The following is a 25187-nucleotide window of genomic DNA, read 5'->3' as shown; positions in this document are numbered from 1 at the left end:
CAAAAACGCCCAAAAACGCCCAAAAACGCCTTCCCGCGCACACCATGACTTCATCACGCAAAACCAAGGCGGCGCTTCAGGCCGCGCCTGATTTGCATGCCCAGCTGGGCTTGCGCCCCGGCCAGTCCATCGAGCTGCTCAAGGAGCTGCACATCCTGACCCGCGATGGGCGGCTCAATCAGGACTCGCGGCGCAAGCTCAAGCAGGTCAATCACCTGCTGCAATTCATTGAAAAAGTGCGGCAAGAGCTGCCGCCGCGCGAAGGCGGCCTGCTGCTGGCCGACCACGGCGCGGGCAAGTCGTATCTGGGTTTCATGCTGTATGACCTGTGGCGCACAAGGCACGAGCCGGGGCGCGAACTGGGGCATCTGTATGGCATTGAAACCCGCGCTGACGTGGTGACGGCCCTGCACGCCTGCGATACCGCCACGGATGACGCCATTGCGTTTGCCCTGCGCAAGCAGGCCCGCGCCATCGTGCTGGCCCCTTGCTGCCAGGCCGAGGTGGCCGCGCGGCTGCGCATGAACAAGGCGCTGCAACTGGCGCGCACGCCGCTGGCCGAGCTGTGGCGCCACCCCTTGCATACGCGCGAGATGGGCAGCCAGCTCACCAACGTGCTGCGCTGCCTCTACCTTGAATCGCAGGGCTACGCCGTCACGGTGACCGAGCTGGTCGGCTGGGAGCACAGCATGAAAAACGAGCTGATCATCGCCATGTGGACGGGCCACAAAAAGCGCAGCGCCGCCGAGCGCCTGCAAGCGCTGCTGGCGCAGTTTGGCCTGGAGGCTTTGCTGGCCGAGCGCTTTCCCGCCTTGCGGGTTTGAGAACCTGTTCAAAGGAGAAGGCGGGCGGGTGTTACGCTTCAAAAAAAGAAGCAAATTTGAAGGCATTGAAAATGGCTTCTGCGCTCATTTCACTAGGACCTCATGCTACGAATAAAGGAGCTAAATTCGCGCCTGTCAAAGCGGTGTATTCCTGATGGCTGGGACGCAGGCCGGAAGGTGAAAAAGGCCCCGGCAGCAGCGCTGGCTCCGCGCATGCCAGCGCTGGGCGCTCTCTGAACTTTTTGAAGACACAGGCGCGCCCGGGTGCGGCGGAGGAACGTTCGCGGCGGCCTTTTGCGGCGCGCCAGCCCTCTTGAAGCCGCGCGCGGCGCTCGCACCTGCCGGGGTTTCCATTGCCGCGTTTTCCCGCGTTTTGCCGCTCATGCCCCATTGGCTTGCACGGCTGGCCGCCCGGCTTTGCAGGCTGGGGCAGCCAGCGCCCATTCCTGACGATCTTTGGCAGGCCACGCTGCTGGGCCACCGCTTTTTGGCGCGGCTGCTGCCGCATGAGCAGGCGCGGCTGCGGCGGCTGGCCGCGCATTTTCTGGCGCAAAAAGAGTTCACGGGCGCGCATGGCCTGCAAGTGACGGACGGCATGGCCGTGGCCGTGGCGGCGCAGGCCTGTTTGCCGCTGCTGCATCTGGGCGGCGCGCGGCGGCCAGAGCAGGCGCTGGCGCTGTATGACGACTTTGTGGGCATCGTGCTCCAGCCGGGGCCGGCCATTGCCCCGCGCCAGCGGCGGGACGAGGCCGGCGTAGTGCACCGCTACGCCGAGACGCTGCTGGGCGAGGCCATGCCAGGCGGCCCGGTGATGCTGAGCTGGCCCGACGTGGCCGCCGCTGACGCGCAGGCCCTGCGCGGCTCCAACGTCGTCATCCATGAATTCGCCCACAAGATCGACATGCACGCCGGCCCGGCTGATGGCTGCCCGCCCCTGCCCGCAGGCTTCATGGGCGCGCGTTCAGCGCGCGAAGGCCGCCTGCACTGGCATGCGGTGTGGCAAAGCGCCTATGAACGGTTTTGCGAGCGGCTGGCGCTGGCGGAGCGCTTTGGCGCGCCCGCGCCCTGGCTGGATACCTATGCGGCGCACTCGCCGCCAGAGTTTTTTGCGGTGGCCTGCGAGGCGCATTTCACCGCGCCGGAGCGCTTTGCGCTTGAGCATCCCGATCTCGCGGCCGCGCTCAAGGCGGCGTTTCGCCAGCCTTGAGCTGTTCGCAAGCCGTCTGCGGACGCGAAAAGCGCAGGACACAGGCGCTTTTTGGGCCTTGCGGCCCATCCCGATTTCCTGGCTTTTGCGCTTCACGGCCGGGCGGCAAACAGGCTCTCGCTCCTTGGAGCGCGCGGAGATGGTTGCGGGCCGGATCTGAGGCGCCAAGCGCGGCAGGGGCGGGTGACGGGTGCCGTGAAGCAGCGTGATTTATGCTCCTCGATCCATAGCGTTATGTCCTAGTGAAAAGGGCGCAAAAGCCATTTTCAGCCCCTTGAATTCGCTCCTTTTTCAGAAGCGAAAAGCCGCCTGCCCCAGCCTGGGTCAGCCTTGGGTCTGGTCCGCTTGCTGGTGGTAGCGCGTGACGCGCTCCACTTCGTTTTTGCTGCCGAGAATGACGCTCACGCGCTCGTGCAGCTTTTGCGGCTGCACGTCAAGAATGCGCTGGCGGCCATTGGTGGCCGCGCCGCCGGCCTGTTCGATGAGCCAGGCCATGGGGTTGGCCTCGTACATCAGGCGCAGCTTGCCGGGCTTGTCCGGCTCGCGCTGGTCCCACGGGTACATGAAGATGCCGCCGCGCGTCATGATGCGGTGCACGTCGGCCACCATGCTGGCAATCCAGCGCATGTTGAAGTCCTTGCCGCGCGGGCCGTCTTTGCCTTGCAGGCATTCGTCGATGTAGCGGCGCACGGGCGCGTCCCAGTGGCGCATGTTGCTCATGTTGATGGCGAATTCGTGCGTGTCTTCGGGAATGCGCAGGTTGTCTTGCGTGAGAACGAAGCTGCCTTGCTCGCGGTCCAGCGTGAAGGAGGCCACGCCGTCGCCCACGGTGAGCACCAGCGTGGTTTGCGGGCCGTAGATGCAGTAGCCCGCCGCCACCTGGCGGCTGCCGGACTGGAGAAAGTCTTTCTCTTGCACGCTGCGGCTTTCTTCGGGCATGTGCAGCACGCTGAAGATGGTGCCAATGCTCACGTTCACCTCGATGTTGCTGGAGCCGTCCAGCGGATCGAACAGCAGCAGGTATTCGCCCTGCGGGTAGCGGTTGGGCACCACGTGAATGCTCTCCATCTCTTCGCTGGCCATGGCGGCCAGGTGGCCGCCCCATTCGTTGGCCTCAATCAGCACTTCGTTGGCGATGATGTCGAGCTTTTTCTGCACTTCGCCCTGCACGTTCTCGCTGCCTGCGCTGCCCAGCACGCCGCCTACGGCGCCTTTGTTGATGGCCAGGCTGATGCGCTTGCACGCGCGCGCCACCACTTCAATCAGCAAGCGCAAATGCGCGGGAATGTGCCCGTCCACCCGCTGCTTTTCAACGAGATAGCGGGTCAGGGAGATGGTCTTGCTCATGGTTGGGATTCCTCAGGTTGTGCGGAGCGGGCCGCCAGGCAGCGCTCCAGTTCGTTCAAGCCGGTTTCGGTCTGGCGCTGCTGTGCCAGCACGCCCGGCTGAGACTAGGTCCAGCGCCAGCTCGCCCGCCCGCGCGCAACGCCTGCGCCTCAAAGCCGCCGCGCCGCTGCCGAGACGGCCAGCGGGCCAGCAAGGCAATGCTCCAGCGGGCAGCAGATAAGCAAGCATGGAAAAAAACAGGCAGCAGAAGACAGGCGAAAAGTCGGACGATTTTGCAACGGCCGCAGCGGCGGCCCCGCGCTGCCAGCAAAGAGCAAACGGCCCCAAAGTGCCTGCAGCCCTGGGCACTCCAGCGCAGGAGCTGCGTGCGCTACGCCCCGCCAGCGCGGCAAACGTGGTGAATGGGCCTGCCGCTCCATCAATCAAACAAGGCCAGCATATTGTTTGATGTGGACGGACTGTTTTAAAAGCGGCCTGAATTGAAAACGGTCTGAAAGGCGTTGCGCTCCATGCGGAAAAACAGTTTCCGATCTTCAGAAAACGCATATTCCAATGGCTTCCGCCTGTCAGCGCTAATGGCAATATATTCTTGCGGGCCGCAAATCACGAGAATGACAAGCTTTCTGGGTATTTATCTGCGAACACTGTGTTTCCAGATAAAGCATGACGGCGATCCTGAATGCCATTTCTGGCGCTTGCCAGCGGTGGAATTTTTTCCATTCAAATGTATGAGCATTACTAACACAACGGGCGTTGCAGAGAGCGGCGGCGAGTTTTGGGAACGGCACACTTGACTGATATTGCAAAGACAGCCATGCGCGGCTTACGATGGATTATGTTATTTGGGCGAGTTACCACTTGCGGAAAGGAGCGATGCAATGCAACTGGAACATTTGTCAATTGACGGGCGGCGCAAGCTGCCGTTTTGCAGCTTTCATGCGCTGCTGGGGCGCTGGCTCCGGTGGGCCTTGCTGGCCATGCTGGCGCTGGGCTGGCTGGCGGCGATGGCAACGCCGCCTGCGATGGAACCTATGGCTGAAATCGTGGTGGATGTTCCCAATCCACAGCCGGGCATACCGGTGGATGAATTCGAGATGAAGTTTTCATTCATCCGATTGGAAAAGGGCCTGCATGGCAAGGCCAGATTCCAGGTCGTCGATGCCAATCACGGAGATTTGACGGGTATTGAAGTGCCATCGGAGTTGCTGTTGGACAGTCCGGGGCCGACGGCTGAAGTCAAATTCAAACCCCGGTTTCTGAAAGAAGGGTGGTATGGCATCACCGTTGATTTTGAATCTAATGAATTCAATGGTGGTGTACGATTCAGTATTTTATTGTACCGCGAAAAAGTTTATTATAACTGGATTGGAAGCAACTTATTATCGTCTATGGCTAGTCATCGCCTGAAGGATAATCATGAATATCAGAAATTAGTTTCCAAAGTTAATCGAAAGCAAGCTCAGTGGGAAAAAATCACTCTGAAAGAAGTTATGACAACCCCTTTGAAAAATGGTTGACGAAAGAGGAGCTGGATCGTGTTACAGACATTTTCTCGCAAGAGAAGAAGAACCTGTATGAGGACATATACAGGAATTCCAATGCATGGAAAGAGAAAAAGAAAGAAAGCCAATCTTCAAAAACGTCAAAGGGTGACATAGTGACTATTCGGGCAAAATTTGCTATTGATCACAAATTTTCAAAATTTATGCCGCTGCATGGCGCTGTAGTTAGAGTGACATATAGAGAAAATCCCCCTCCTGGAGTCGGAGAATTGATAGCTTATGGCAGACTGGATGAGAAGGGTGAGTTTAAATTCACGTCCCCTATAGATGACTTGAAGTATCAGGTTCAACTATTAGGGAAACATGACAAATTCGGCGTTGATATTTTTGAAACTTCCGGAAAATTTATTCCATTGAAGACCAATTTCGATCAAGGGGCTGATATAAATATAAAGCCTGATGATACGCATAAAGACAACAAATTCCACATCAGCGAAGCCGAAGCCAACTCCTGGTCCGTTTTCCAGGCCCTGTATGAACTGACGGAGCACGTCAAACCCATCGCAGGCATTCCCGAAGCGCCCGTTTTCAAGAAAGTTGTCACCAACCGCCCCACGCCAAGAGAGGCTTTTTACAGGGCGGGCAGCGATGGAGGAAAAAAGGTGTCTGAAATGCACCTGGGTTCTCTCAAGTCTTTTGACTGGGACGTGATGGCGCACGAATACGGCCATGCCGTGGCTCACCTGCAAGGCGCAACCAGGGCGGAAGGCGGCTTTCATGACGGAAGCAACCCGTACGACATTGAAAAGAACCCGTCTGGCGAGGCCCTTAACACCTGCCGGAACAAGGAGCTGTCCAACGCGCTGGCGCTCAATGAAGCCTATGCCGCGTGGTTTGCGCTGAATTTTTGGAACGAGCGCCGGTATTCCAGTGAAATTGCGTGGCTGGGCGGCCACCGGCTTGATCAGACCTGCGAAGCGAATCAGATGGGCAATCCGATGGATCTGGAAAGCAACGCAAAACCTTATGGTGCGAGACCGTGCCATTTGCCAGCGTTTCGGCCAGCGCCTTTACCCTGGCGGCAAGCGCGGCATGGCGCCTCTGAGCGGGTTCTTGCAGCATCGTGCTGCGGCAAACCGTCACGCCGTCTGCGCCAGCGGGCCGGATCACTCGCGCCCTGCCTGCCGTGGCTCTGATATGGCGTTCGCGCGGGCGGCGCTTTTTGGGTGCTTTGAGGTGTTTTGGAATGGCGCTTTGAGACCAGCGTTCAGGGGCGCGCCATTAAACTCATCACCCTTTCGTTTGCACAGGAAAAAACCGTCATGTCCCTGCGTTCGCTGCTGCTGTTGCTGGTTGGTATTGCCATTTTGGCCTTTGTGGGGGCCAACTGGGGGGTGATGATGGAGCCGACGCATCTGTCTCTGATCGTCGCTGACGTGCAGGCTCCGCTGGGGCTGGTGATGCTGGGGCTGCTGGCGGGGGTGTCGTGCATGTTTGTGCTGATGATTGCCTACATTCAGGGCACGGTGCTGGTGGAAACGCGCCGCCACGCCAAGGAGCTGGCGGCGCAGCGCGAGCTGGCGGACAAGGCCGAGGCGTCGCGTTTTACCGATTTGCGCGCGCATCTGGATCAGGAAATGCAACGCTTGAACGAGACGCTGGAAAAGGTGAGCCAGGAAACGCTTTCGCGCGTGGATCGCGCCGAGATGGGGTTGCGCGAGCATTCCGCCCAGCCGGAGCTGAGCAAGCTGGCGCAGACGGTGGAAGGCTTCAACCGCGAGCTGCACATGCGCATTGACCGGCTGGAGATGGGGCTGGGCGAGCGCATTGCCCATCCGCCGCAGCCGCCTGCGCTGCAAGCGCCTGCTTCCGCGCCCGTGTACACGCACGCTGCGGGCGATGCTTACGTGGATGTGGACGACGCCACGCCGCGCTGATGCGGCGGCCAGCGCCGCAGCTTGCGGTGCGGCGGCCCGATTTTTCTGAAGAAAAGCCCTTGGCCTGCTGCGGCCAAGGGCTTTTTTTCAGAGCCTGTTCATGGCCTGGCCGTGAAGGGCGAAAGCTCGGGAAGCGGGATGGCCGGCAAGATGCAAACCGCAGGCGGGCCTTGCAGCCTAGCGAGGACTTGCAACGCCGCAAAGCGCCAATCCACGCTTTTTGCGCTCACAGACGCGCGGGTGAGCCGCCTCTCACATGAGCAGGCAGCGCCACAGCACGCGCGGCGCGTCGCGGCGGCGCAGCACGGGGCGCGTGGCCAGGGCGCGCGGGCCAAGGGCGCGGGTCTGCGCCAGCACGCTCAGGGCGGCTTGCACCACGGCGCGCAATTCCCAGCCCGCGCGGCCCGGCACGCTGGGCGGCCCAGTAAGCGGCCTGTTGGGCGGCTTGTTGTGCGGCGGCTTGCTGCGCGGCGCTCCATTGGTTCCAGTCGCCCTGCTGGGCGTTGTTCTGGAAGGTTTGCTGGGTGTTGTCGCGGTTAGGGCCTGTTGAGAATCCCCTCTTATGCAGCAATCCCGCCATGGCAAGAAGAGTATTGAGCGACAAGCAGTGGGCACTGATGGCTCCGCACTGCCTGGGCAAGCCTGGCGATGCAGGGCCAAGAGACACGGACAACCGTTTGTTTGTAGAGGCTGTGCTGTGGATCGTGCGCACAGGCAGCCCCTGGCGCGATTTGCCTGAAGAATTCGGCAAATGCAACACCGTTTTCAAACGCTTTCGTGACTGGGTCAAGGCCGGTATCTGGCAAAAACTCTTTGATGCTGTCAGCGGCCAGCCGGATATGCAATACGCCATGGTCGATGCCACGATCGTGAAAGTGCACCGTCACGGCCAGGGCGCGGGACTCGAAGCCAGGCCCTAAGCCGCTCGCACGAAGATCCACATGGCGGTGGATGGCCAGGGCCGCCCGGCGCGATTTATCCTCACTGGCGGCCAGCGTAACGACATCACGCAAGCGCCAGCGCTGCTGGCCGTGTTCAAGTCCAAGTGCGTCTTGGCCGACAAAGGCTATGACAGCCGGCAACTGGTGGCGCAGATCCACTCGCTCGGCGCCCAGCCGGTGATCCCGCCTCGCAGCTGCCAGCAACCGCGTGCCTGCGACAAGGCACTGTACCGGCTACGCAATCGCATCGAACGTTGCTTTGCCAGGCTCAAACCGTTTCGCCGCATCGCCACTCGCTTCGACCGCAAGCCCTCCCACTTCCTGGCTTTCCTCTACCTCGCATCGATTCCCTTGTGGGTGGGGGGAATGTCGAGGCGGCCTAGGACTCGCAGCTATCAATTAATGAGCGAAGCTCAGTCCCCGCCTTCCTTTATCGCCTCCTGGCTTGTGCCTTGCCTCTTCATTGCCGCTACCCTGCATCCGGCTGGAGGTCTCCGCGCGCCATTGTCAGAGCCTTTTCCGGTCCTTTCCATACGACTATTAATACGAATGATTCGTATCCAAAATGTAGAATTGCCATTTTTTGTTTCAAGCTCCGGCCGGCCATGCCGCTGCCCGCCTTGCAGGGCACACGCCAGCCGCTTTTCTGTTTCTTTGTACTGGCAACTGAAATGGCAACGAACGTTTTTTCTTCTCTTTTTGCCCGCCGTCTGCTGGCGCTGGGTGTTCAGGGCGCATGCCTGGTGATGGCGCAGCAGGCGAGCGCCATATCGGCGGGCGAGCAGGCGCAAAGGGCAGCGCAGAAGGCCGCTCAAAAGACAGCGCCGAAAACAGCCGGAGCGGCGGCGGATGCCCCGCGTGAAGCGCCCTCGCTGCCTGCCGTGCAGGTGAGCGCCTCTGCCGAGCTGGAGCCTGGCGCGGCGGCGCGCGTTCAGGGCCGCGCGCTGGAGCAGGCGGGCAGCATGGCCGATGTAATGCGCTATCAGCCGCTGGTGGAGGCGCCTTCGCTGGTTTCGGGCACGGCGCGCAGCGGCATGGACAACACGCGCTACAACCGGGGCGGCTCTTCGGGCTACAACGTGCGCGGTGTGGAGGGCAACCGCGTGGCCATCGATCTTGACGGCGTGGAGCTGCCCGATGCCGTGGACCGCATTGCCTGGTCAGGCCGGGCCGCCAGCACCGGCACTTTCAGCATGGGGCGCGATTTCATTGACCCGGAGGTGTATGGCGGCGTGGATATTCAGCTGGGCACGACGGGCAGCCGCCGATCGGCGGGCGGCATTGGCGGGGCCGTGAGTTTTCGCCCCAAATCGGCGCGCGACTATCTGCGCGAGGGCAAAAACAGCTATCTGGGCCTGAAAGCGGGCTACGCCAGCGCCAATCGCCTGTGGACCGAGGCCGTGACGGCCGCCGGGCGCAGCGGCGCTTTTGACGGCTTGCTCAGCTACGTGCGCCGCGATGGGCGCGAGGCCAAAAACAGCAGCCCTTTAGGCATGCGCAGCGAGCCGGAAGACATCGCCTCCAACGCTCTGCTTTTGAAGGGCGACTGGCGCGCCAGCGCCGGGCACACGCTCAGCCTCACTGCCGATTTGCTGCGCCGCCGGCACCGCTCGCAATACGAGTCTTCCTGGCTGGCCAGCAACTTGCGCGGCACCGAAAGCAGCTTTTCCTGGCAGAACGCCAAAACCGCGCGCGATACCTTGCAATTCACCCACTTGTGGACGCCTGCCAGTGGCTGGTTTGACCAGCTTGAAACCCGCGTTTACGGCCAATACGCCCTGATGGACGACACCACCAACACCCTCACCAACACCAGCCGCACTGCCTTTACCGAAAGGGCGCGCAACCGCAACCGCAGCTTTGGGCTGGCCAGCACGCTGGAAAAAAGCTGGGGCAGCCACCGCTTGCGCGCGGGCGTGAGCGCCTCGCGCAACGCCAACGAGCACCCGCTGGAGACCACCGAGGCCTACCACAACTCCCCTACCGACTTGCAGCGCCCCTTCCCAGACAACATCACCACCCGCCTGGGCGTGTTTGCCGAAGATGCCATCACCTTGCGTGCTGGCAGCCAGCGCCTGGTGTTCACCCCCGGCCTGCGCATCGAGCGCGTGCAAAGCCGCCTGCGCCATCTGGCCAACATGGTCAGCCCCTCCATGACCTTGGCGCAGCTGCAAAGGCTCTACGGCGCATCGACAGCCAGCACCACCCTCATCAGCCCCAGCCTGAGCCTGAGCTGGTATTTGCAGCCGCAATTTGCCGCCTACGTGCAATGGCGGCGCAGCGGCCGCGCGCCCACCAGCAGCGAACGCTACGGCCTGTGGCGCAGCGGCATCTACCGCTGTAACTGCATCGTCGTGGGCGACGCTGGCCTCAAGGCCGAAACCAGCAACACTTTCGATATCGGCGTCAAAGGCAGCCCCGCGCCCGGCGTGCGCCTGAACGGCTCGGTGTTCTACACGCAATACAAGAATTTCATCGGCGTCACCCGCTACCCGCGTGACCGCTACCCCGGCATGTTTGCCAACGCCCCCGCGCACCTGGTCACCATCTTCAAGGCTGGCAACCGCGACAAGGCCCGCATCTACGGCCTGGAGCTGGGCACGCGGCTGGAGCACGGCACGTGGACGCCCGCCCTCAAGGGCCTCTACAGCAGCCTGGCCTTCGGCTACAGCAAGGGCGAATCACGCTCCAGCTACGAAGGCGACAAATACGTGCCGCTGGACACCGTGCAGCCCGCCAAACTCATCGCCGGCATCGGCTACGACGCCCCCGGCAAAACCTGGGGCGTGAACCTGCTGGGCACCTTCGCGCGCGGCAAACAGGCCCAAAGCACCAACCGCGACAGCTACCGCAACACCGGCAGCGGCCTGACCGAATCCACCGTGGAATTCATCCGCGTGCCCGGCTTTGGCCGCCTGGACCTGTGGGCCTACTGGCAAATCACCCCCGCCCTGCGGCTGGATGCGGGCGTGCAAAACCTGGCCAACAAAAGCCACTGGCTCTACAGCAACGCCCGCAGCTACGACGCCAGCTCCGCCGCCGACTGGCGGCGCTTCCAGCTGGCCGCCCAGCCCGGCCGCAGCTTCAACATTTCTCTGACCGCCACGTTCTGAAAACCGGCCGCAAGGCGGGCCGCGCGCCAGCCTTGCAAACCGCCCGTTTATTTCGCCGCCGTTTTGATAGCAGTAAATCCAGTCGAACCGTGCGAGAAAGGCGTTTTCCGCGCCTGAAATTCGCTCTCGCAAACAGAGTGAAATGTGCGGCTTGCGGGGCGCATTCATTTCACCGGCCGCATGATCCAAACCGCCAGCCGTGCGTGTTTGCAGGTTGCAGCCCGGGGGCTTTTCATGTTTGTTTAAAAAACCGTTCAGCGTCTGGCCGTGCTGGTAAAATCATTTGCCCGTATCTGAAACCCGAGGTCTGCCCGAATGATCAAAAAGAAATGCCCCTTTTGTTCTTTCAACATTGAATTTCCGTTGCGCGTATGGCTTTTTTGGTCTTTGGATTATGAACCCGGATGGCCCTTGACCCCTCATTCGCGAGTGCCCCGCCGCATTATCTGCCCGTACTGCAAGAAAAGATCCTATTTCTCATCATTCCTCATTTGGTATTTGATGCTTCTCACAGGGACAATTGTCTGGTTCAAGGCACTCCTTTTTAGCGCCGAGACACTACATCTCGGTGGAACCGGAATGCTATGTGTACTTGCATCATACCCGGCGTTATACCTTTTAGTGAAAGTAATCCGTCTATACTGCGCCCAACTCATTCCGCACGATAAACCCTGATAGCCCGCATCAAAATAATCCCGCATGAGGAATCTTGTCATCAGGATAACGCCTCGGATTTTGAGGGATGAATTCGCATGCGTATCTTGCCGGAATACGGAATGTGGATTTTCGGTCAAGCACGAAAAAAGAACGGAGAGAAAAAGGGTTGGCCTGAAACTGGAGGGCTGTTCATGATCTGGCCGCGAGGGGCGAAAGCCTGGGAATCGAGATGGGCTGCAAAACACAAACCACAAACGGGCCTTGTGGCCCATCGGGGGTTTGCAACGCCGCAGAGCGTCCGGGGCCGCGCCCAAATCCACACCTTCTGCACTCGCGGACGGATTGCAAGCAGGTTCCAAAGCGTCACCCTCGCCCCTGTATATCAAAAAAGGAGCGAATTCGAGGGGGTTAAAGCGCCATTCGGCGCAGTTTCTACTAGGACGCTTTGCTATTGATGTAGGAGCGAAATAACTGTGGGGCGTTCGCTCATTCGCCCGTCTCGCGGCCAGCGGCGCTGGCGTGCAGGCAGATGGCGGCGGCGGCGGCCACGTTCAGCGATTCTTCGCCGCCGGGCTGGGTGATGCGGATGTGGGCGCTGGCCTGGCGGGCGAGTGCGGCGCTGACGCCCTGGCCTTCGTGGCCCATGAGCCAGGCGCAGGGCCAGGGCAGGGCGGTGCGGTGCAGCCACTGGCCCTGGTGCGAGCTGGTGGCCAGCAGGGGCACGGCCAGCTGTTCGATGTCTTCGGGCTGCAGGCCCTCGAACAGGTGCAGCGCGAAGTGCGCGCCCATGCCCGCGCGCACTACTTTCGGCCCCCAGAGGGCGGCGGTGCCTTGCAGGGCCAGCACTTGGGTGAAGCCGAAGGCGGCGGCGCTGCGGAGCATGGAGCCGGTGTTGCCTGCGTCTTGCACGCGGTCGAGCACGAGGGTGGGCGCGCCGGGCGCGAAGCGGGCGGGTTGCGCGGGCAGGGGCAGTTCGATGACGATGCCCATGCGGGCGGGCGATGGCAGGGCGCTCAGGGCGGCAAAGAGGGGGTCGGCCAGCACGATGTTCTGGCGCGCCAGGCCAGCCCATTCGTGCGCGCTTTGCTGCCAGCTGCTTTCGGCGAACACGGCCAGCGCCGGGCGCACTTGGCGCGCGCGGGCGGCGCGGGCCAGGTGGTCGCCTTCGAGCCAGGCGCGGCCTTGCTTGCGGCTGGCGGCGCTGTCTTGCGCCAGGCGGCGCAGGTCTTTGAAAAGAGGGTTGGCGGGCGAGTGGATGTGCTGCGCGGGGGCGGGCATGAGCAGGCGGCGGGGCGGCGCGAGAAGGTGGAAAGGGCGGATTGTCTTGCGCTGACGCGATTTTTCCGGCGCGCGCGGCGTTTGTCACGCCTGCGGGCGGCAATGACGCAGCAATGAAGCAGCGATGAAGCAGCGATGAAGCAGCAATGGGGGCGGTCATACTGCGCCGTCTTTGTCATCATTCACAGGAAAGGAACGACACCATGACGCCACAGGAAAACCTCGCCCGCCTGGGCATTGCCTTGCCCGCCGTCAGCGCGCCAGCCGCCGCTTACCTGCCTTTTGTGCGCACGGGAAATCTGGTTTATTTGTCTGGCCATATCGCCCGCCGCAACGGCGCGGTGTGGACGGGCCAGCTTGGCGCAGGCATCAGCACGCAAGAGGGCCAGGCCGCCGCGCGCGGCATTGGCATTGATCTGCTGGGCACGCTGCATGCGGCCGCTGGCGGGCTGGAGAAGGTGCGCCGCATTGTCAAGCTCGTCAGCTTCGTCAGCTCGGCCCCAGGCTTTGTGGAGCAGCACTTGGTCACCAACGGGGCCAGCGAGCTGATGATGGAAGTGTTTGGCGAGCGTGGCGCGCATGCCCGTAGCGCCGTTGGCGTGGCCCGGCTGCCGCTGGATGCCTGCGTGGAAATCGAGCTGATCGCCGAGGTGCAATGAGCCGCCGGAGCCAAGCCCGGCCGCCCGCCGCCTGCCCGCCTTGTTGCCGCCATGTCTGAAAACACGCCTGCTTCTTCCTCTGCCTCTGCCGCTTCAGCGGCGCCGCCTGCCAGCCTGGGCCTGGGCATGGCGCTGGCCGTGCTGGGCGCGTTTGCCTTCAGCGGCAAGGCCATCGTGGTCAAGCTCGCCTACCGGCACGGGGCGGATGCGGTCACGCTGCTGATGTACCGCATGCTGCTGGCGCTGCCCTTTTTTGCCGTCATGGCCTGGTGGGCCGGGCGCGGGCGGCCCGCGCTCAAGGGGCGCGACTGGCTGGGCGTGCTGGGGCTGGGGGTGTCGGGCTACTACCTGTCGAGCCTGCTGGACTTTCTGGGGCTGCAATACATCAGCGCCAGTCTGGAGCGGCTCATTCTGTATCTCACGCCCACGCTGGTGATGGCGCTGGCCTGGGCGCTGCGCGGCCAGCGGCCCACGCGCCGGCACTGGCTGGCGGTGGCGGTGAGCTACAGCGGCGCTTTGCTGGTGTTTGGGCGCGAGATGCAGCTGCCCCACACGGCGGGCACGGCGCTGGGCGCGGCGCTGGTGCTGGCGGGCACGGCCAGCTACGCCGCGTATCTGTTTTTCAGCGGCGAATTCGTGCGCCGCCTGGGCGCCATGCGCCTGGTGGGGCTGGCCACGGTGGTGGCCTGCCTGTGCTGCATCGGCCACTTTCTGATCACGCGCCCGCTGGCTGCGGCCGCCGTGCCCGCGCCGGTGCTGTGGCTCTCGGTTTTGAACGCCACGCTGTGCACTGCCGTGCCCGTGCTGCTGCAAATGATGGCCGTGGAGCGCCTGGGCGCCAGCCTGGCCGCGCAAATCGGCCTGATCGGCCCGCTGGCCACCATTGGCATGGGCGTGCTCATTCTGGACGAGCCTTTCACCCCCTGGCTGGCGGCGGGCACGGCGCTGGTGCTGGCGGGCATCGGCCTGTTCAGCCGGGCGCGGTGAGCGGCCAGGCGGCCTGGGCCAGCAGCCCGAGAGGGCGGCCAGGGAGGTCGGGCGGCTTTTGCCTCGCAAGAATTTCGCTCCTCAAACCATAGCGTGAGGTCCTAGTGGAATGAGCGCAAGAGCTATTTTCATGCCCCGAAATCAGCTCCTGTTTTTGATGCGGTCAGGCATTCTTCATGGACTGCCCCAAGGGGCGAAAAGACATGAAGGCAAAGCCGGGGGCAGGGCGCAACGCGGGCCAGCCGGTTTCCCCGAATCCGCCCTGCCATGAGAGCCTGCTCACGCCCGCCCGCAGGGCCAGCGCGCGGATGCGGGCGGAGTGCGGGCGGAGTGCGGGCGGGGGGCGGGCGGGGGGCGGCGGTTTGGGGCCTGGCTTTCCGTTTCCGGGTGAAAGCGGCTTTTCAGCCTTGCGCCGCCTTGCCGCAGGCGTAAAAAAACGCCGGGTGAGGCGGTTGTTTGCGCATTGCGCGGTTTGAAGAAGCGGCTGGCGGGCGGAGCCTGGGGCCGGGGTCAGATGGCCGCTTCATCCTCCTCGCCCGTGCGGATGCGCACCACGCGCTCCACGTTCGAGATGAAGATCTTGCCGTCGCCAATCTTGCCGGTGCGCGCGGACTTGAGGATGGCGTCCACGCAGCGGTCCACCAAATCGTCGGCCACCACCACGTCAATGCGCACTTTGGGCAGAAAGTCCACCACGTATTCAGCGCCCCGGTACAGCTCGGTATGGCCCTTCTGGCGGCCAAAGCCCTTGACTTCCGTGACCGTCAGGCCCGTCACGCCCACATCGGCCAGCTCTTCGCGCACTTCTTCCAGCTTGAAGGGCTTGATGATGGCGGTGATCTTCTTCATGTCGTTTTTTCCTTTTTGCGAGTTTTTGTCGGAACGCGGCGATTCTGATGCGTTGCAGCACGAAGGGAAAGTGGATGAAACCCTGAGAACTTGTTCACGGTTTGTCTGTGAAAGAGAAAAGCGTGGACTCAGGCGCCCTGCGGCCTGGCAAATGCCTCGCTGGGCCATGCAGATGGCATCAAAAACAGGAGCGAATTCAAGGGGGCCTGAATGCCTTCTTGCGCAATTTCCACTAGGACATCATGCTATGAATGAAGGAGCGAGAATAAGCGAGGCCCAACGCCTTGCCCGGCAGAAATCAGCTTCTTTTTCCCTTGCGCTGGCAGATGAGGCGCGAGCCTCTTGCATGCCTTGAAGCGGCGTTCGGCGGCTTGTGACCGTTTTGATCGCGCCTGGCGGCTGTGCCGTCTGGCGAGCCTGGTGTGCTAACTTGCCCGGCCATGACTGAATCCACACATGAATCTGGCCGCGAAGCGGATTGCGAACCCGCCCACGAACCCGCCCACAAACCCGGCCGCGAACCCGCCCGCAAACCCATTCTCTGGAGCATCGCCGGCAACGACAGCGGCGGCGGCGCGGGCCTGGCGGCCGACCAGCGCGCGGCGCTCGCTTTCGGCGTGCACCTGTGCCCGGTGGTGGCCGCCGTCACGGCGCAGAACTCGCAGGCCGTTACCCGCGTCACCCCCTTGCCTGCGCAAGAGCTGGAGGCCCAATTGGCCGCGCTGGCAGGCGACATGCCGCCCGCCGCCATCAAAACCGGCCTGCTGGGCAGCGTGGAAAACGTGCAAACCGTGGCCCGCTGGGTAGATGCCCTGCGCCAGCGCGCGCCCGTGGCCCTGGTGATCGACCCCGTGCTCGGCGCCAGCACCGGCGCGGCCTTTGCCAGTGACGCCGTGCTGCGCGCCTATTGCGAGCTGCTCGTGCCCCGCGCCACGCTCATCACCCCCAACGCCGCCGAAGCCGCCCGCCTGTGCGGCGAAGGCGGCCCAGACCGCCCGCGCAGCATGGCCGCCGCCGCGCGCCACGCCTGCCGCCTGCTCGACATGGGCGCACAAGCCGTCTGCGTGACCGGCGGCGACGCCCTGGCGGCCGATGAAAACGGCGGCCTGGCCGCATCCGCCGCGCCAGACGAATGGCCCGGCTGGGCGCTGGACTGGATGGATACCCCCCACGCCAGCGGCTGGCTGGCCCTGCCGCGCCTGCGCCAAGCCCGCCACACCCACGGCACCGGCTGCACCTTCGCCAGCAGCGCCGCCAGCGCCCTGGCGCTGGGCTTCGTGGCGGCCGATGCCCTCGTGCTCGCCAAGGCCGCCACTGCCCACGCCATCGCCCACGGCTACGCCGCCGGGCAAGGAGCAGGCCCCGCCGCCGCAGCCCCCGGCTTTGCCAGCGGGCCGCGCTACATGCCGCTGCTCACCTTCGGCCACGAAGACCCCGCCCGGGCCTTCAGCGCCGCCTTGCAAGCCGAAGCGGCCGCCAGCCTCTTTCAGCCCGCCAGCGGCCATCAACCCAACCCGCCGGACATCGGCCTTTACGCCATCGTGGACAACGCCCCCGCCCTGCAAGCAGCCCTGGCCGCTGGCGTGCCCACCCTGCAACTGCGCATCAAAACCCCGCCTGCGCCTGACGAAGCCTGGCGCGCCGCCCTGCGCGACACCCTCGCCCAAGGCATGGCCGCCTGCGCCCGGGCCGGCGCGCGCCTGTTCATCAACGACCACTGGCAACTGGCCCGCCAGCTCATCAGCGCACACCCCGAACACGCCGCCCGCACCGGCCTGCACCTGGGCCAGGAAGACCTTGCCGCCCTCACCACCGAACAGCGCCAGGGCCTGGCCGCCAGCGGCCTGCCCCTGGGCATCAGCAGCCACAGCCTGTGGGAGCTGGCCCGCGCCCGCAGCCTCGCCCCCGCCTACATCGCCTGCGGCCCCATCTGGCCCACCACCACCAAAAACATGCCCTGGCGCCCGCAAGGCCTGGGCAACCTCGCCTTCTGGGTGGCCGCCGCAGGCCGCCCCGTCACCGCCATCGGCGGCATCCTCACCCCCGAACAAGCCGCCGCCGCCGCCCAAACCGGCGCCAGCGGCATCTGCGTGGTCCGCGCACTGGGCCGCGATCCGCAAGCGGCGGCGCCCGCTTATCTGGAAGCGGTGAAGCAGGGGCGGTTAATGGAAAAGGCAGTGGCGCCGGATATGCCAAACAGCGCCTTGTGAACAGGATGAACAGGACAAAGCGCCTGCCCATATCCTCATGGCGCTTTGTCAAAAAGACATTTGACGGTTTTATTTGCGATATTCATGTTTCATGAATAAGCCGCAACCGGGCGATTCATTGCGCGCATCATTCAAGCAATAGCCGCCTCTTTCAGCGCAGGCGCATTGGATTACCCTAATTACCCTAATTCGCTGCGCCCCAAATGCGTTTCCAGCTTGCGCAGCCCCAAAGTCAGCACGAAAGTCATCAGCCAGTAAATCAGCGCCACGGCCAAATAAGGCTCCCAATAGCGGCCATAGGCTCCGGCCACGGTGCGGGCGGCGTAGGCCAGTTCGGCCAGGCCGATGGCTGAAACGAGCGAGGTGTCTTTCAGCAGGGCAATCATGTTGTTGCCCAGCGGCGGCAGCATGCGGCGAAAGGCTTGCGGCAGCACAACGTAGCGCATGACTTGCGCGGGCGTCATGCCCAGCGACATGCCGGCAAAGCGCTGGCCGCGCGTGATGGACTGAATGCCGGCGCGAAAAACTTCAGAAATGTAGGCGGCTGAATTGAGCGTGAGCGCGGCCACGCCGGAGAGCAGCGCGCCGTGGCTTTGCTTGAGTTCGCGGGCCAGCTCGCCGGAGATCAGCAGGCCGTCTGCCGGGTGAACCAGCAGCGGCATGACGGCAAAGTGCATCAGCAGAATCTGCACGAATAGCGGCGTGCCGCGAAAAAAGCTCACGTAAACCGTGGAAGGCCAGCGCAGCAGGTATTTGCAAAAGGATTTCCAGGGCTGATGCCGGGCATGGGCCAGGCGCGCCAGCGCAATCAACAGGCCCAGCGTGCAGCCCATGAGAATGCAGGCCACGGTCATGCCGACGGTGACCAGCATGCCTTCCCAGAACAGTTGCCGGTATTCAACCAGAATGTCCGGGCGGAACCACCCGAACCACATGACCGGTGCGTTTTCTTCCATGCGATGGCGCTTGTGCGCTTTTGATTAATTGATTCAAATAGGGGCCTGATGAAAGCGGCTGCCGTTTCCGCTGAATGGAAATTTCAGGCGACTGGCTGATCAGGCGAATGGCTTTGGCCAGGCAAAATGGGGCAAAACAAATGCGGGGCAAGATTCATCAAAAATCTTGCCCCGTTTTTGCTTTTGCCGCTTTATTTTCGGGCAGGCTTATTGCGGCGCATATTCCTGATGGAACCACTTTTTGTAAATGGCGCCGTAGCTGCCGTCTGCCTTGATGGCGGCCAGGCCGGCATTGACTTTGTCGCGCAATTCCTTGTCGCCCTTGCGAAGCACGATGCCGAAATATTCTTTCGGGAAATGAGGGTCTTCCACGGTTTTCAGGCCCTGGGTTTGCGAAACGCGGTAGGCAATCACGCCGTTGTCGCCAATGGCGGCATCCACGCCGCCCGATGCCAGCTCGGAGATGATGAGCGGCGTGCTTTCAAAGCGGCGGATGTTGGGGCTGGCCTTGCCGAATTCGCGGCTGCTCACATCGTCAGCCGTGGAGCCGCTCACAACGGCCACTTTCTTGCCCGCAATGTCTTTGAGCGAAGCGATGCTGCTGCCCTGGGCCACGGCGATGAGCTGCCGCGCGTCAAAGTAGGGGTCGGAAAAATCGTAGCTTTGCTTGCGCTTGTCGTTGATAGTGACGCCTGAAATTACCAAATCCACATCGCCATTGCCCAGCGAGGCGAAGATGCTGGAAAACGGCGTATTGACGATGCGCAGCGCCAGCCCTTGCTTTTTGGCAATGGCGTTGATGATGTCGATGTCAAAGCCGACGATCTGCTTGTCCTTGTTTTCAAAGGCAAAAGGCGCATACGTGGCGCTGGAGGCCACCACCAGGGTTTTGGCCTGCGCCAGCGCAGCGGCAGGAAGCAGAAATGCGCCAGCGACGGCGCCGAGCAAAACGCGGGAAAACGAACGCTTGTTCATGTTGCAAGAAGTGGTTTGAAAAACGGCGATTGTCGCAAGGCTGAACGCAAACTGGCTCCCGCTCAATCGTCGCAGTCTGCTTGTGCTGGCAATGTCATGCGTCACGCGCCAGATGGCCGCGCATTTCGCGGGTGATGCGCAGCCCGCTTTTTCAGCAGCGCATACGGCACTCAGCCCTATCGGCAGTCATGAAATCGCTGGCCAGTATGGCGCGCAGGGCTGCCACGTAGCCGCAGTGCGGCTATCGCTCATGACGCCGACGGATTGGAGCGGCAGGAAGACGGTGAGGGCATTGCTGGCGAGGCCGTAGCAGCTTTTGACGCTGTGGGGGGATGGCAAAGCGCAGCTTTTCAATGGAGATGGCGTCAGTTTGGTGCAGCAGGACGGCGTATTTGCGCACACCCAGGCCTAAGCTGGGAAAGAGGTGCGATAGGCCACGCCGAGGGGAAGCCCAAGGCCCCGCCCAATTCATGCACTTCATCCTTGAACAAATCGCGCGAATGGTTTGTCTGCGTGGATCGGACGCACCGGCCGTTTACTGGCCGCCTTGCCACCGCTGGCCCCGCTTGCGCTTGATGGCGTGATTACGCGCGAAATGCGTGATGCTGGCTTTTTAGCGCCCACACACGCCCCGCTGCTGGCGCAAGCCTTGCGCGCTGCACGCCAAGCCAGTGGCAACCCCATTACCTACCGCTTGGGCCTGCATACCCAAAAAGCCGCCAATTGAAGAGCAATTGCCCTGCTGAGGACGCTGTGGCCCGGCCCGCTCGTCTGCCGCTGGAATCTGCACCGCTGCCACGGCGCCTACGACGACGAAAGCGCTAAGGCGCAATACGCCCCATTTGATTGCCTGTAAGACATAGACTCCACTACTTGCGTCCATCTCACCAGCGTCACCACTGGCGCCTGCGGCGCGGAGCAGAACGTTGATGCGACCATTAATAACAAAGCGGAAAAGGTTGCACCTTTGCTAATGATGAGGGCGAGTAGAAATACGATGGATATTATTAATCTATCCAGATTATTGATCTTGTTGACGTTTTATTTATTTCAAAATTTTATTCCCTTTATGAAAGGTGTATTGCGTTCAGTATTGGGAAATTAAACTGAGATTAATCGGACGAGGCAATCCATTCGGAAATCGCCTCCGTAAATTTAAATTTATCAAGCGCCTTCAATGCCCGAATAGGAATATTGAGGTTGTTCGCTACTAGGTGCGCTTGCCTTAACTCCAGTTCTTGAAACTTTTCTATGATAACTGGATCTTGGGATATATTATTGTCTCTATCGCCCCATCTTTGATAAATGGCCAGTGGCGCATCATGAAGAACCACAATTCCTTGAAGATTTAATTCTCTAAACACATCAACCGGAATCTCTTGAAAATCATGATTTGCTCCCAATAAGCAAAAATGTCCATCAAGAAGAATTATCTTATTATGATTTTTGTAAAGTTTACGAATTCCTTGAATTAGCAACGATTGGTTTTCCATAACATCGGAAACCAATTTATCCGCGGCTAAAGCAGCCTCAGCCTTCTCAGAGCTTATCACTTTACTGGAGCTGAAATAATCGAGTCCCAGCAATTTCGCAGCATGATGGCATAAAGTGGTTTTGCCTACACCATGAACTCCGCCTACAAATATGATACGCATCAGCTATTCCACTCCAAAATAGAAATTCAATTTTTCAACCTCATCTAAACTGAGATAACGAAAAGATTGTGGGGGTCTAAAATTTTCTCCAAACACTTGAGATGGCTTCAGCGCCCCTTCGCTAAAGTTAGAGACCGTTGCAAGCTCAATAGCAGCCCCTTCACTTCTACCCTCTAGATATGCGAATAGCTTTCGACGACTAATTCCCCCCCCTTTCTTTTTGGCGAGTTCCCATAAATGATTTTTTGACCCCCAGTGAACTTTTTCGACATGAGTAGCGGCCACTATCCTTTGGACAGGCGACGTTACGTAAATAACCAAACAACTAACCTGTTTCGAAGTCCATCGTCTGCGAAATTCGAGCCTTTTTTCTCCAATTAGTATTTTTTTGGCATACTCTGGCCGAATTGAAATTAGCACAACGTCAGTTTTCATGAGATAAAACTCTTTCAAAACTTTGGTGACTAATTTTAGTAATGCTTTGTGGTGCCCCCTTGAGCACGCCTTGCCGCTCAAGCCACTCTTGCGGCAAAGGAGTCGAAAGATGTTTAACTAACCTGAACAGCATAACACGCGTAGGCTTTTCAGCCATTAATTTAATCTCAGGCATCGAATAAACAGTACGACGCTTAACTCTGGAAACGATATCCTCTGCTACACTTAATGTTTCATAACTCTCAACAATACCAATGCTAGTTATTGCCTGCTCGTCTCCTGATCGATAGAACAGCACTATATCGCCAGGGCGAATTTTCTTAGTTGGGGCGTGGCATAAATACGCCATTTTTATGGCATTCCCTACAGAACTCTGCGAAGAGAATATATTCATTTGCTGGCCTGGATAATCTATAAATAGTATCTGATGATACTCGGGTTTTATAGGAACAATGAACTTCTCCACGTTTTCATCGTGACGAAAATGTGGAAAATAAAAACGTAAATAATCAAAAGAAGGGAGTTCTTCTTGTGGCGGATTTACAGGATGCCTTTTAAGATAGACAGCATCACGCCCCTGACTTCCAGGATCAAAGCCTACCCTTTTAAACCCAAAGTCCTCAAGCATTTCAAAAAGAAAATGATGTCGATCGCTATCGCCATGAATAAAGATATTTTCCAATCTATTTTTTGTAGCATAGAGGAATGCGGCCTTTAAAAAAAGTTCTCCTATTTTTTTGCCCCGGCTATTTTCTCCAACTTTGAAGGTTGCTAATTTTAGTGCAGGTCCTTCAAGCATTATCTCGTCTGTAATTCTTTCATTATGTTGCTGATCATAAATGCAAATGCCTCCAAGAACTCCATTCGACTCCCAGTTTACCCAAGCATTCCGCCCTTCTTTCGCTTTTTCTCTAAACCAGTTGTCAAAATTTTCATATCCCTCTCTCAAGCTATTAAAAAATTGGCCTCCCAAGTGTGAATCTAAACTGAAAAGGGGAACATTTTCAATATTCGGCAACTGCACTGAAACTCGTCCGTGCAGGCGACGCAACAAATCTTCTGCCGTTTGAATGGTATAGACGCGTTCCAATAGTCCATGCTCTTTCGCTTTTTTATGGATGCCACGATCTTCCGTGACCAACCCATGGGCAGCATTAAGAAAAATCGCATGAAGAATTTCATTGTCTGCGGCATCATTTCGATCTGTATCGGCTGTATTCCATGGGCAAGTAGGCAACGACTCCAGTCTAGTATATTGACTCAGTCGAGAAAGTGTCTGAGTACGACGATCTGCATTATTGTCCTGCTTGATATCCTCTTCTGAAGCCGGGTGATAAAGCAAAACATGTCCATTTTCATTGGCCAATCTAACAAAGTTAGCGAGGCTCGGCTCGAGTGGGCGCTGCGAATCCTCAAGAGGAATTAGAATGTTTGTATCTAGAATGAAGCGCATCGCTTTTAATAAAATTAATTATCCAAGATGATTCTAGGGTTATCAGTCCATACAATAAATAAGCAGCAATTAAAATTTATATTTATCCGTAATCTAATGGAATAACATCTATCGCTGCTGTAGAAATAATGGCTCACTCCCACTCTATCATCAACAATCACAAAAACAACTTTAAAATCAAATAGTTATGGATTGCGTGACGATTGATGCCATGTTAAATACCACGTGCAGGTCATGAGAGTGAACATGGCTTGGCCTGGAGGCGGTTGACGGCCTCGGCCAACGTCTCGCCGGGCCGCCACCCAAACAACTCGCGGATGCTCGCCGTTCGCGCATGGCCCGGCATTTCGAACTCGTAACCGGCGGCGGTCAACTCCGCCTCCACGTCCTCAGTAATGAAGAACGGCTCAGCTTGATTGTCCTGGTGCAGTTTTGTCATCTCATGTCCTCCGGCGTGCGTCCTGGCTATCGGCCTTCATACCTTGTCAGCTAAAACAATGCGGGTTGCGGTTTCTGCCCATTGCCTGAGCTCCTGGCCGAGACGGTCTCGATTGGTTTGCCCAGCAGCAGGAAGTCCGGGATACCGAGAGGCGGCACGGTCTTCAGCATGCCATCCGTGTCGTCTTTAAGCTTCTCCCGCAACTCCATCAGAAGCCTGCCTAGGACGTTCTGCCCAATTAGGGTGTCACCGGCCTCATCCGCCAACTTGGCCCCCCAATAGTCGTCCTTGCGTGACTGCTCGACGATCGGCCGATCGCGCGTGGCCAGCAGAAGCCGACCGAACTCTGCGTAATTCTGCGCAAGCTTCACACGGAGACACCAACGCATAACCTTGTATCTGACCTCGTCCCAATCCGACCTTGAGTCCTTGCGATGCGGCTTGCTCTTCATCTTGGCGGTCATCGGGCTATGCTGCCCGATGATTTCCCGCTGGACTTCCGGCATGTGGGGAAAGCGGCATGCCTGATAAAGAGCCTCCGTCGTCAGGATACGGACGCCGTTGATCTGTAAGGGGTACCCCGAGGCCATGTTGGACAGGCCGCCGAAGTCCTCCTTCGTCTTGTAGACGACAACGACCTCGCTGCGGACATAGGTCCGCAGGAGGTTGTTCTCAGGTTGATCGGTGCTAGAGCGTGAGGTCATCGAAGATGTTCCTCGCGGAGGAATAGCCCTCACGCTGTAGCAGCGGATACCAGTGCAGGGCGCCCGAGGTCGCCTCCGGATCTCCCCACCACATTGCAAGCGGGCAGTTGTTCGGGCAGTTCCGGTAGGTGACGATCATCGAGCCAAAGCCCACGCCGAACGGGCTGAAGCCTAGAGGGCGCATGGACTGCTTCGGGTTCTCGCTCATCGCCCTGATCTTGGCGCCGGCGATAAGGAACTCACTCTCCAAGACCTGGCGGCCCGCTTCCGAGGAGAACGGTTGGATCGCTGCTGCGCTCGGCTGCCGAGGCTCGAAGGGAAACTTCGCCGGCAGGGCCATGTATGCCTGAACCTCGGCCACGTTTGGAGCCGCAGTGGGCCAGAGCACTCCCGAACTGTTCTTGTACAACTTGCGGTTCTCAATCTCGAGGGCACGCCAATACTTGACAGCGATCTTCTTCCTCGACTGCGCGATCACGGCCTTGAGCCTCTTATCGACTAGGTACGAGCCTCCCGAGTGAAGGGCAGCAACGATGACATGGACCGTGGCCGATTGAGGTGCATCGTTGACGATCCACGGCTCGAGGTCATTGCCCACGCGGTTGCCGCTGAACATGACGTCGTCGAGATAGATGAAGTCGCCGCCAGCCTCTCCGCAGTTATCCAGGTCGAGGCTACATTCATCTGCAAGGCACTTCGAGAAGAGCTTAAGCATCTCCTTCTGGCTCTGCCCGTTCTGCTGGATGTTCAGGAAGTTCGCTGACGACCAGTACGCCGAAGGGTCGTCCCCGGCCAATTTCTGGTTGGTAACGAGGGAGCGTAGGAAGTCCTTCACGTTCTTTCGCGTGAAGAAGGTCTGTTTGATGACGTGCTCGAACTCGCGTAGGAACGGCAACTGCTGAGCGGGCGTGAACTGATGAAGCCAACGATCGACGTGCTCCGGCGTCGGCTCGGGGAGGTCCCCTTTTCGGTAGGTCCTGATCTCGTTCGCGACGGAAGCGAGCAGGTCATCACGTTCGCTCATTTCTAGCCCCTGTTATCCACTGATTCTGTGCGGCG

23 protein-coding genes and 2 pseudogenes are annotated in these 25187 nt (G+C 59.9%); 12 read left to right on the top strand and 13 right to left on the bottom strand.

What is annotated here, in order from left to right; translation table 11 throughout:
* Positions 1-44: 44 nt before the first annotated feature.
* Together ADJ79_RS02975 and ADJ79_RS02970 are read left to right on the top strand one after the other, a co-directional pair.
* Positions 45-824 (top strand): SAM-dependent methyltransferase, encoded by a 780-nt coding sequence (locus tag ADJ79_RS02975; RefSeq protein ID WP_050714723.1) that lies wholly within the window; start codon positions 45-47, stop codon positions 822-824.
* Between the two features lie 382 nt (positions 825-1206).
* Complete coding sequence (locus ADJ79_RS02970; protein WP_050716361.1) at positions 1207-2031, top strand: zinc-dependent peptidase; 825 nt, start codon at positions 1207-1209, stop codon at positions 2029-2031.
* 324 nt (positions 2032-2355) lie between these two features.
* Here ADJ79_RS02970 and ADJ79_RS02965 read toward each other — a convergent pair whose 3' ends face one another.
* Complete coding sequence (locus tag ADJ79_RS02965; RefSeq protein WP_050714722.1) at positions 2356-3378, bottom strand: class 1 fructose-bisphosphatase; 1023 nt, start codon at positions 3376-3378, stop codon at positions 2356-2358.
* Between the two features lie 878 nt (positions 3379-4256).
* Between ADJ79_RS02965 and ADJ79_RS02960 the strand changes: the two genes are divergently transcribed.
* The 3 genes from ADJ79_RS02960 (at position 4257) to ADJ79_RS02950 (ending at position 6817) form a co-directional block, all read left to right on the top strand.
* Positions 4257-4895 (top strand): hypothetical protein, encoded by a 639-nt coding sequence (locus ADJ79_RS02960; protein ID WP_050714721.1) that lies wholly within the window; start codon positions 4257-4259, stop codon positions 4893-4895.
* Positions 4841-6076 (top strand): hypothetical protein, encoded by a 1236-nt coding sequence (locus ADJ79_RS13905; RefSeq protein ID WP_156303991.1) that lies wholly within the window; start codon positions 4841-4843, stop codon positions 6074-6076. Before ADJ79_RS02960 ends, ADJ79_RS13905 begins: the two co-directional genes overlap by 55 nt.
* Positions 6077-6202: 126 nt before the next feature.
* Positions 6203-6817, top strand: a complete 615-nt coding sequence (locus ADJ79_RS02950; RefSeq protein WP_156303990.1) for a LapA family protein — start codon at positions 6203-6205, stop codon at positions 6815-6817.
* Positions 6818-7069: 252 nt separating this feature from the next.
* On the opposite strand, the gene ADJ79_RS13900 is transcribed toward ADJ79_RS02950, so the two are convergent.
* Positions 7070-7228, bottom strand: coding sequence for a hypothetical protein (locus ADJ79_RS13900; RefSeq protein WP_156303989.1), 159 nt, complete (start codon positions 7226-7228; stop codon positions 7070-7072).
* A 167-nt stretch (positions 7229-7395) separates the two neighbouring features.
* Between ADJ79_RS13900 and ADJ79_RS12980 the strand changes: the two are divergent.
* Together ADJ79_RS12980 and ADJ79_RS02940 are read left to right on the top strand one after the other, a co-directional pair.
* Positions 7396-8505: pseudogene (locus ADJ79_RS12980) on the top strand (IS5 family transposase).
* A complete protein-coding gene (locus ADJ79_RS02940; RefSeq protein ID WP_082202855.1) occupies positions 8430-10871 on the top strand; it encodes a TonB-dependent receptor domain-containing protein in 2442 nt (813 codons plus the stop codon). Before ADJ79_RS12980 ends, ADJ79_RS02940 begins: the two are co-directional and overlap by 76 nt.
* Before the next feature lie 1143 nt (positions 10872-12014).
* Here ADJ79_RS02940 and ADJ79_RS02935 read toward each other — a convergent pair.
* Positions 12015-12806, bottom strand: a complete 792-nt coding sequence (locus ADJ79_RS02935; protein WP_050714716.1) for an RNA methyltransferase — start codon at positions 12804-12806, stop codon at positions 12015-12017.
* 203 nt (positions 12807-13009) lie between these two features.
* On the opposite strand from ADJ79_RS02935, the gene ADJ79_RS02930 reads away from it, so the two are divergent.
* Both ADJ79_RS02930 and ADJ79_RS02925 read left to right on the top strand, forming a co-directional pair.
* Positions 13010-13465: a RidA family protein gene (locus tag ADJ79_RS02930; protein WP_050714715.1), complete on the top strand. Its 456-nt coding sequence runs from the start codon at positions 13010-13012 to the stop codon at positions 13463-13465.
* A 51-nt stretch (positions 13466-13516) separates the two neighbouring features.
* Complete coding sequence (locus ADJ79_RS02925; RefSeq protein WP_050714714.1) at positions 13517-14452, top strand: DMT family transporter; 936 nt, start codon at positions 13517-13519, stop codon at positions 14450-14452.
* Positions 14453-14962: 510 nt separating this feature from the next.
* Here the strand turns inward: ADJ79_RS02925 and glnK are convergent.
* Positions 14963-15301, bottom strand: a complete 339-nt coding sequence (glnK, locus tag ADJ79_RS02920; protein WP_050714713.1) for a P-II family nitrogen regulator — start codon at positions 15299-15301, stop codon at positions 14963-14965.
* Here glnK and ADJ79_RS13895 point away from each other — a divergent pair.
* Entirely contained in the window at positions 15279-15656 is a 378-nt protein-coding gene (locus tag ADJ79_RS13895) for a hypothetical protein (RefSeq protein WP_156303988.1), read from the top strand. The two genes, glnK and ADJ79_RS13895, sit on opposite strands and share 23 nt — an antisense overlap.
* Positions 15657-15741: 85 nt before the next feature.
* Positions 15742-17511, top strand: coding sequence for a bifunctional hydroxymethylpyrimidine kinase/phosphomethylpyrimidine kinase (locus ADJ79_RS02915; protein WP_050714712.1), 1770 nt, complete (start codon positions 15742-15744; stop codon positions 17509-17511).
* 179 nt (positions 17512-17690) lie between these two features.
* Here ADJ79_RS02915 and ADJ79_RS02910 read toward each other — a convergent pair whose 3' ends face one another.
* From ADJ79_RS02910 to ADJ79_RS15670, 3 genes and pseudogenes are all read right to left on the bottom strand, one after another.
* Complete coding sequence (locus ADJ79_RS02910) at positions 17691-18467, bottom strand: amino acid ABC transporter permease (RefSeq protein WP_050714711.1); 777 nt, start codon at positions 18465-18467, stop codon at positions 17691-17693.
* Between the two features lie 207 nt (positions 18468-18674).
* Complete coding sequence (locus ADJ79_RS02905) at positions 18675-19442, bottom strand: basic amino acid ABC transporter substrate-binding protein (protein WP_050714710.1); 768 nt, start codon at positions 19440-19442, stop codon at positions 18675-18677.
* A gap of 84 nt (positions 19443-19526) precedes the next feature.
* Positions 19527-19939: pseudogene (locus ADJ79_RS15670) on the bottom strand (GMP synthase (glutamine-hydrolyzing)); the annotation flags it as partial.
* 8 nt (positions 19940-19947) lie between these two features.
* Between ADJ79_RS15670 and ADJ79_RS02900 the strand changes: the two are divergent.
* A complete protein-coding gene (locus ADJ79_RS02900; protein WP_156303987.1) occupies positions 19948-20169 on the top strand; it encodes a hypothetical protein in 222 nt (73 codons plus the stop codon).
* A gap of 385 nt (positions 20170-20554) precedes the next feature.
* Here the strand turns inward: ADJ79_RS02900 and ADJ79_RS12975 are convergent, their stop codons facing one another.
* From ADJ79_RS12975 to ADJ79_RS02880, 6 genes are all read right to left on the bottom strand, one after another.
* On the bottom strand, positions 20555-21097 hold the full coding sequence (locus ADJ79_RS12975; RefSeq protein WP_082202853.1) for an ATP-binding protein: 543 nt from the start codon (positions 21095-21097) through the stop codon (positions 20555-20557).
* Between the two features lie 3 nt (positions 21098-21100).
* The gene (locus ADJ79_RS12970; RefSeq protein WP_082202852.1) at positions 21101-21532 is read right to left on the bottom strand and encodes an ASCH domain-containing protein; all 432 of its coding nucleotides are present in this window, start codon (positions 21530-21532) and stop codon (positions 21101-21103) included.
* On the bottom strand, positions 21522-22898 hold the full coding sequence (locus tag ADJ79_RS12965) for an EVE domain-containing protein (RefSeq protein WP_253273854.1): 1377 nt from the start codon (positions 22896-22898) through the stop codon (positions 21522-21524). The genes ADJ79_RS12970 and ADJ79_RS12965 overlap by 11 nt, the downstream gene beginning before the upstream one ends.
* 319 nt (positions 22899-23217) lie before the next feature.
* Positions 23218-23424, bottom strand: coding sequence for a hypothetical protein (locus ADJ79_RS02890; protein WP_050714707.1), 207 nt, complete (start codon positions 23422-23424; stop codon positions 23218-23220).
* Between the two features lie 50 nt (positions 23425-23474).
* Complete coding sequence (locus ADJ79_RS02885) at positions 23475-24128, bottom strand: NADAR family protein (RefSeq protein ID WP_050714706.1); 654 nt, start codon at positions 24126-24128, stop codon at positions 23475-23477.
* Positions 24112-25152 carry a hypothetical protein gene (locus ADJ79_RS02880; protein ID WP_050714705.1) on the bottom strand — a complete coding sequence of 347 codons (1041 nt, stop codon included), beginning with the start codon at positions 25150-25152 and terminating at the stop codon, positions 24112-24114. Before ADJ79_RS02880 ends, ADJ79_RS02885 begins: the two co-directional genes overlap by 17 nt.
* Between the last annotated feature and the right edge of the window lie 35 nt (positions 25153-25187).

Source organism: Ottowia sp. oral taxon 894 (assembly GCF_001262075.1).
Classification (GTDB): Bacteria; Pseudomonadota; Gammaproteobacteria; order Burkholderiales; family Burkholderiaceae_C; genus Ottowia; species Ottowia massiliensis.
This window is presented reverse-complemented; position numbering and strand designations above follow the sequence as displayed.

Excerpts from the sequence above, each read along its gene's own strand:
- ADJ79_RS02915 (WP_050714712.1), top strand. The coding sequence starts at position 15,742 with ATGACTGAATCCACACATGAATCTGGCCGCGAAGCGGATTGCGAACCC.
- ADJ79_RS02930 (WP_050714715.1), top strand. The coding sequence starts at position 13,010 with ATGACGCCACAGGAAAACCTCGCCCGCCTGGGCATTGCCTTGCCCGCC.
- ADJ79_RS02965 (WP_050714722.1), bottom strand. The coding sequence starts at position 3,378 with ATGAGCAAGACCATCTCCCTGACCCGCTATCTCGTTGAAAAGCAGCGG.
- ADJ79_RS02885 (WP_050714706.1), bottom strand. The coding sequence starts at position 24,128 with ATGACCTCACGCTCTAGCACCGATCAACCTGAGAACAACCTCCTGCGG.
- ADJ79_RS02925 (WP_050714714.1), top strand. The coding sequence starts at position 13,517 with ATGTCTGAAAACACGCCTGCTTCTTCCTCTGCCTCTGCCGCTTCAGCG.
- ADJ79_RS02935 (WP_050714716.1), bottom strand. The coding sequence starts at position 12,806 with ATGCCCGCCCCCGCGCAGCACATCCACTCGCCCGCCAACCCTCTTTTC.
- ADJ79_RS02910 (WP_050714711.1), bottom strand. The coding sequence starts at position 18,467 with ATGGAAGAAAACGCACCGGTCATGTGGTTCGGGTGGTTCCGCCCGGAC.
- ADJ79_RS02975 (WP_050714723.1), top strand. The coding sequence starts at position 45 with ATGACTTCATCACGCAAAACCAAGGCGGCGCTTCAGGCCGCGCCTGAT.
- glnK (WP_050714713.1), bottom strand. The coding sequence starts at position 15,301 with ATGAAGAAGATCACCGCCATCATCAAGCCCTTCAAGCTGGAAGAAGTG.
- ADJ79_RS02960 (WP_050714721.1), top strand. The coding sequence starts at position 4,257 with ATGCAACTGGAACATTTGTCAATTGACGGGCGGCGCAAGCTGCCGTTT.
- ADJ79_RS02940 (WP_082202855.1), top strand. The coding sequence starts at position 8,430 with ATGGCAACGAACGTTTTTTCTTCTCTTTTTGCCCGCCGTCTGCTGGCG.
- ADJ79_RS12970 (WP_082202852.1), bottom strand. The coding sequence starts at position 21,532 with ATGAAAACTGACGTTGTGCTAATTTCAATTCGGCCAGAGTATGCCAAA.
- ADJ79_RS13895 (WP_156303988.1), top strand. The coding sequence starts at position 15,279 with ATGATGGCGGTGATCTTCTTCATGTCGTTTTTTCCTTTTTGCGAGTTT.
- ADJ79_RS02970 (WP_050716361.1), top strand. The coding sequence starts at position 1,207 with ATGCCCCATTGGCTTGCACGGCTGGCCGCCCGGCTTTGCAGGCTGGGG.
- ADJ79_RS02950 (WP_156303990.1), top strand. The coding sequence starts at position 6,203 with ATGTCCCTGCGTTCGCTGCTGCTGTTGCTGGTTGGTATTGCCATTTTG.
- ADJ79_RS12975 (WP_082202853.1), bottom strand. The coding sequence starts at position 21,097 with ATGCGTATCATATTTGTAGGCGGAGTTCATGGTGTAGGCAAAACCACT.
- ADJ79_RS02905 (WP_050714710.1), bottom strand. The coding sequence starts at position 19,442 with ATGAACAAGCGTTCGTTTTCCCGCGTTTTGCTCGGCGCCGTCGCTGGC.
- ADJ79_RS02880 (WP_050714705.1), bottom strand. The coding sequence starts at position 25,152 with ATGAGCGAACGTGATGACCTGCTCGCTTCCGTCGCGAACGAGATCAGG.
- ADJ79_RS02890 (WP_050714707.1), bottom strand. The coding sequence starts at position 23,424 with ATGACAAAACTGCACCAGGACAATCAAGCTGAGCCGTTCTTCATTACT.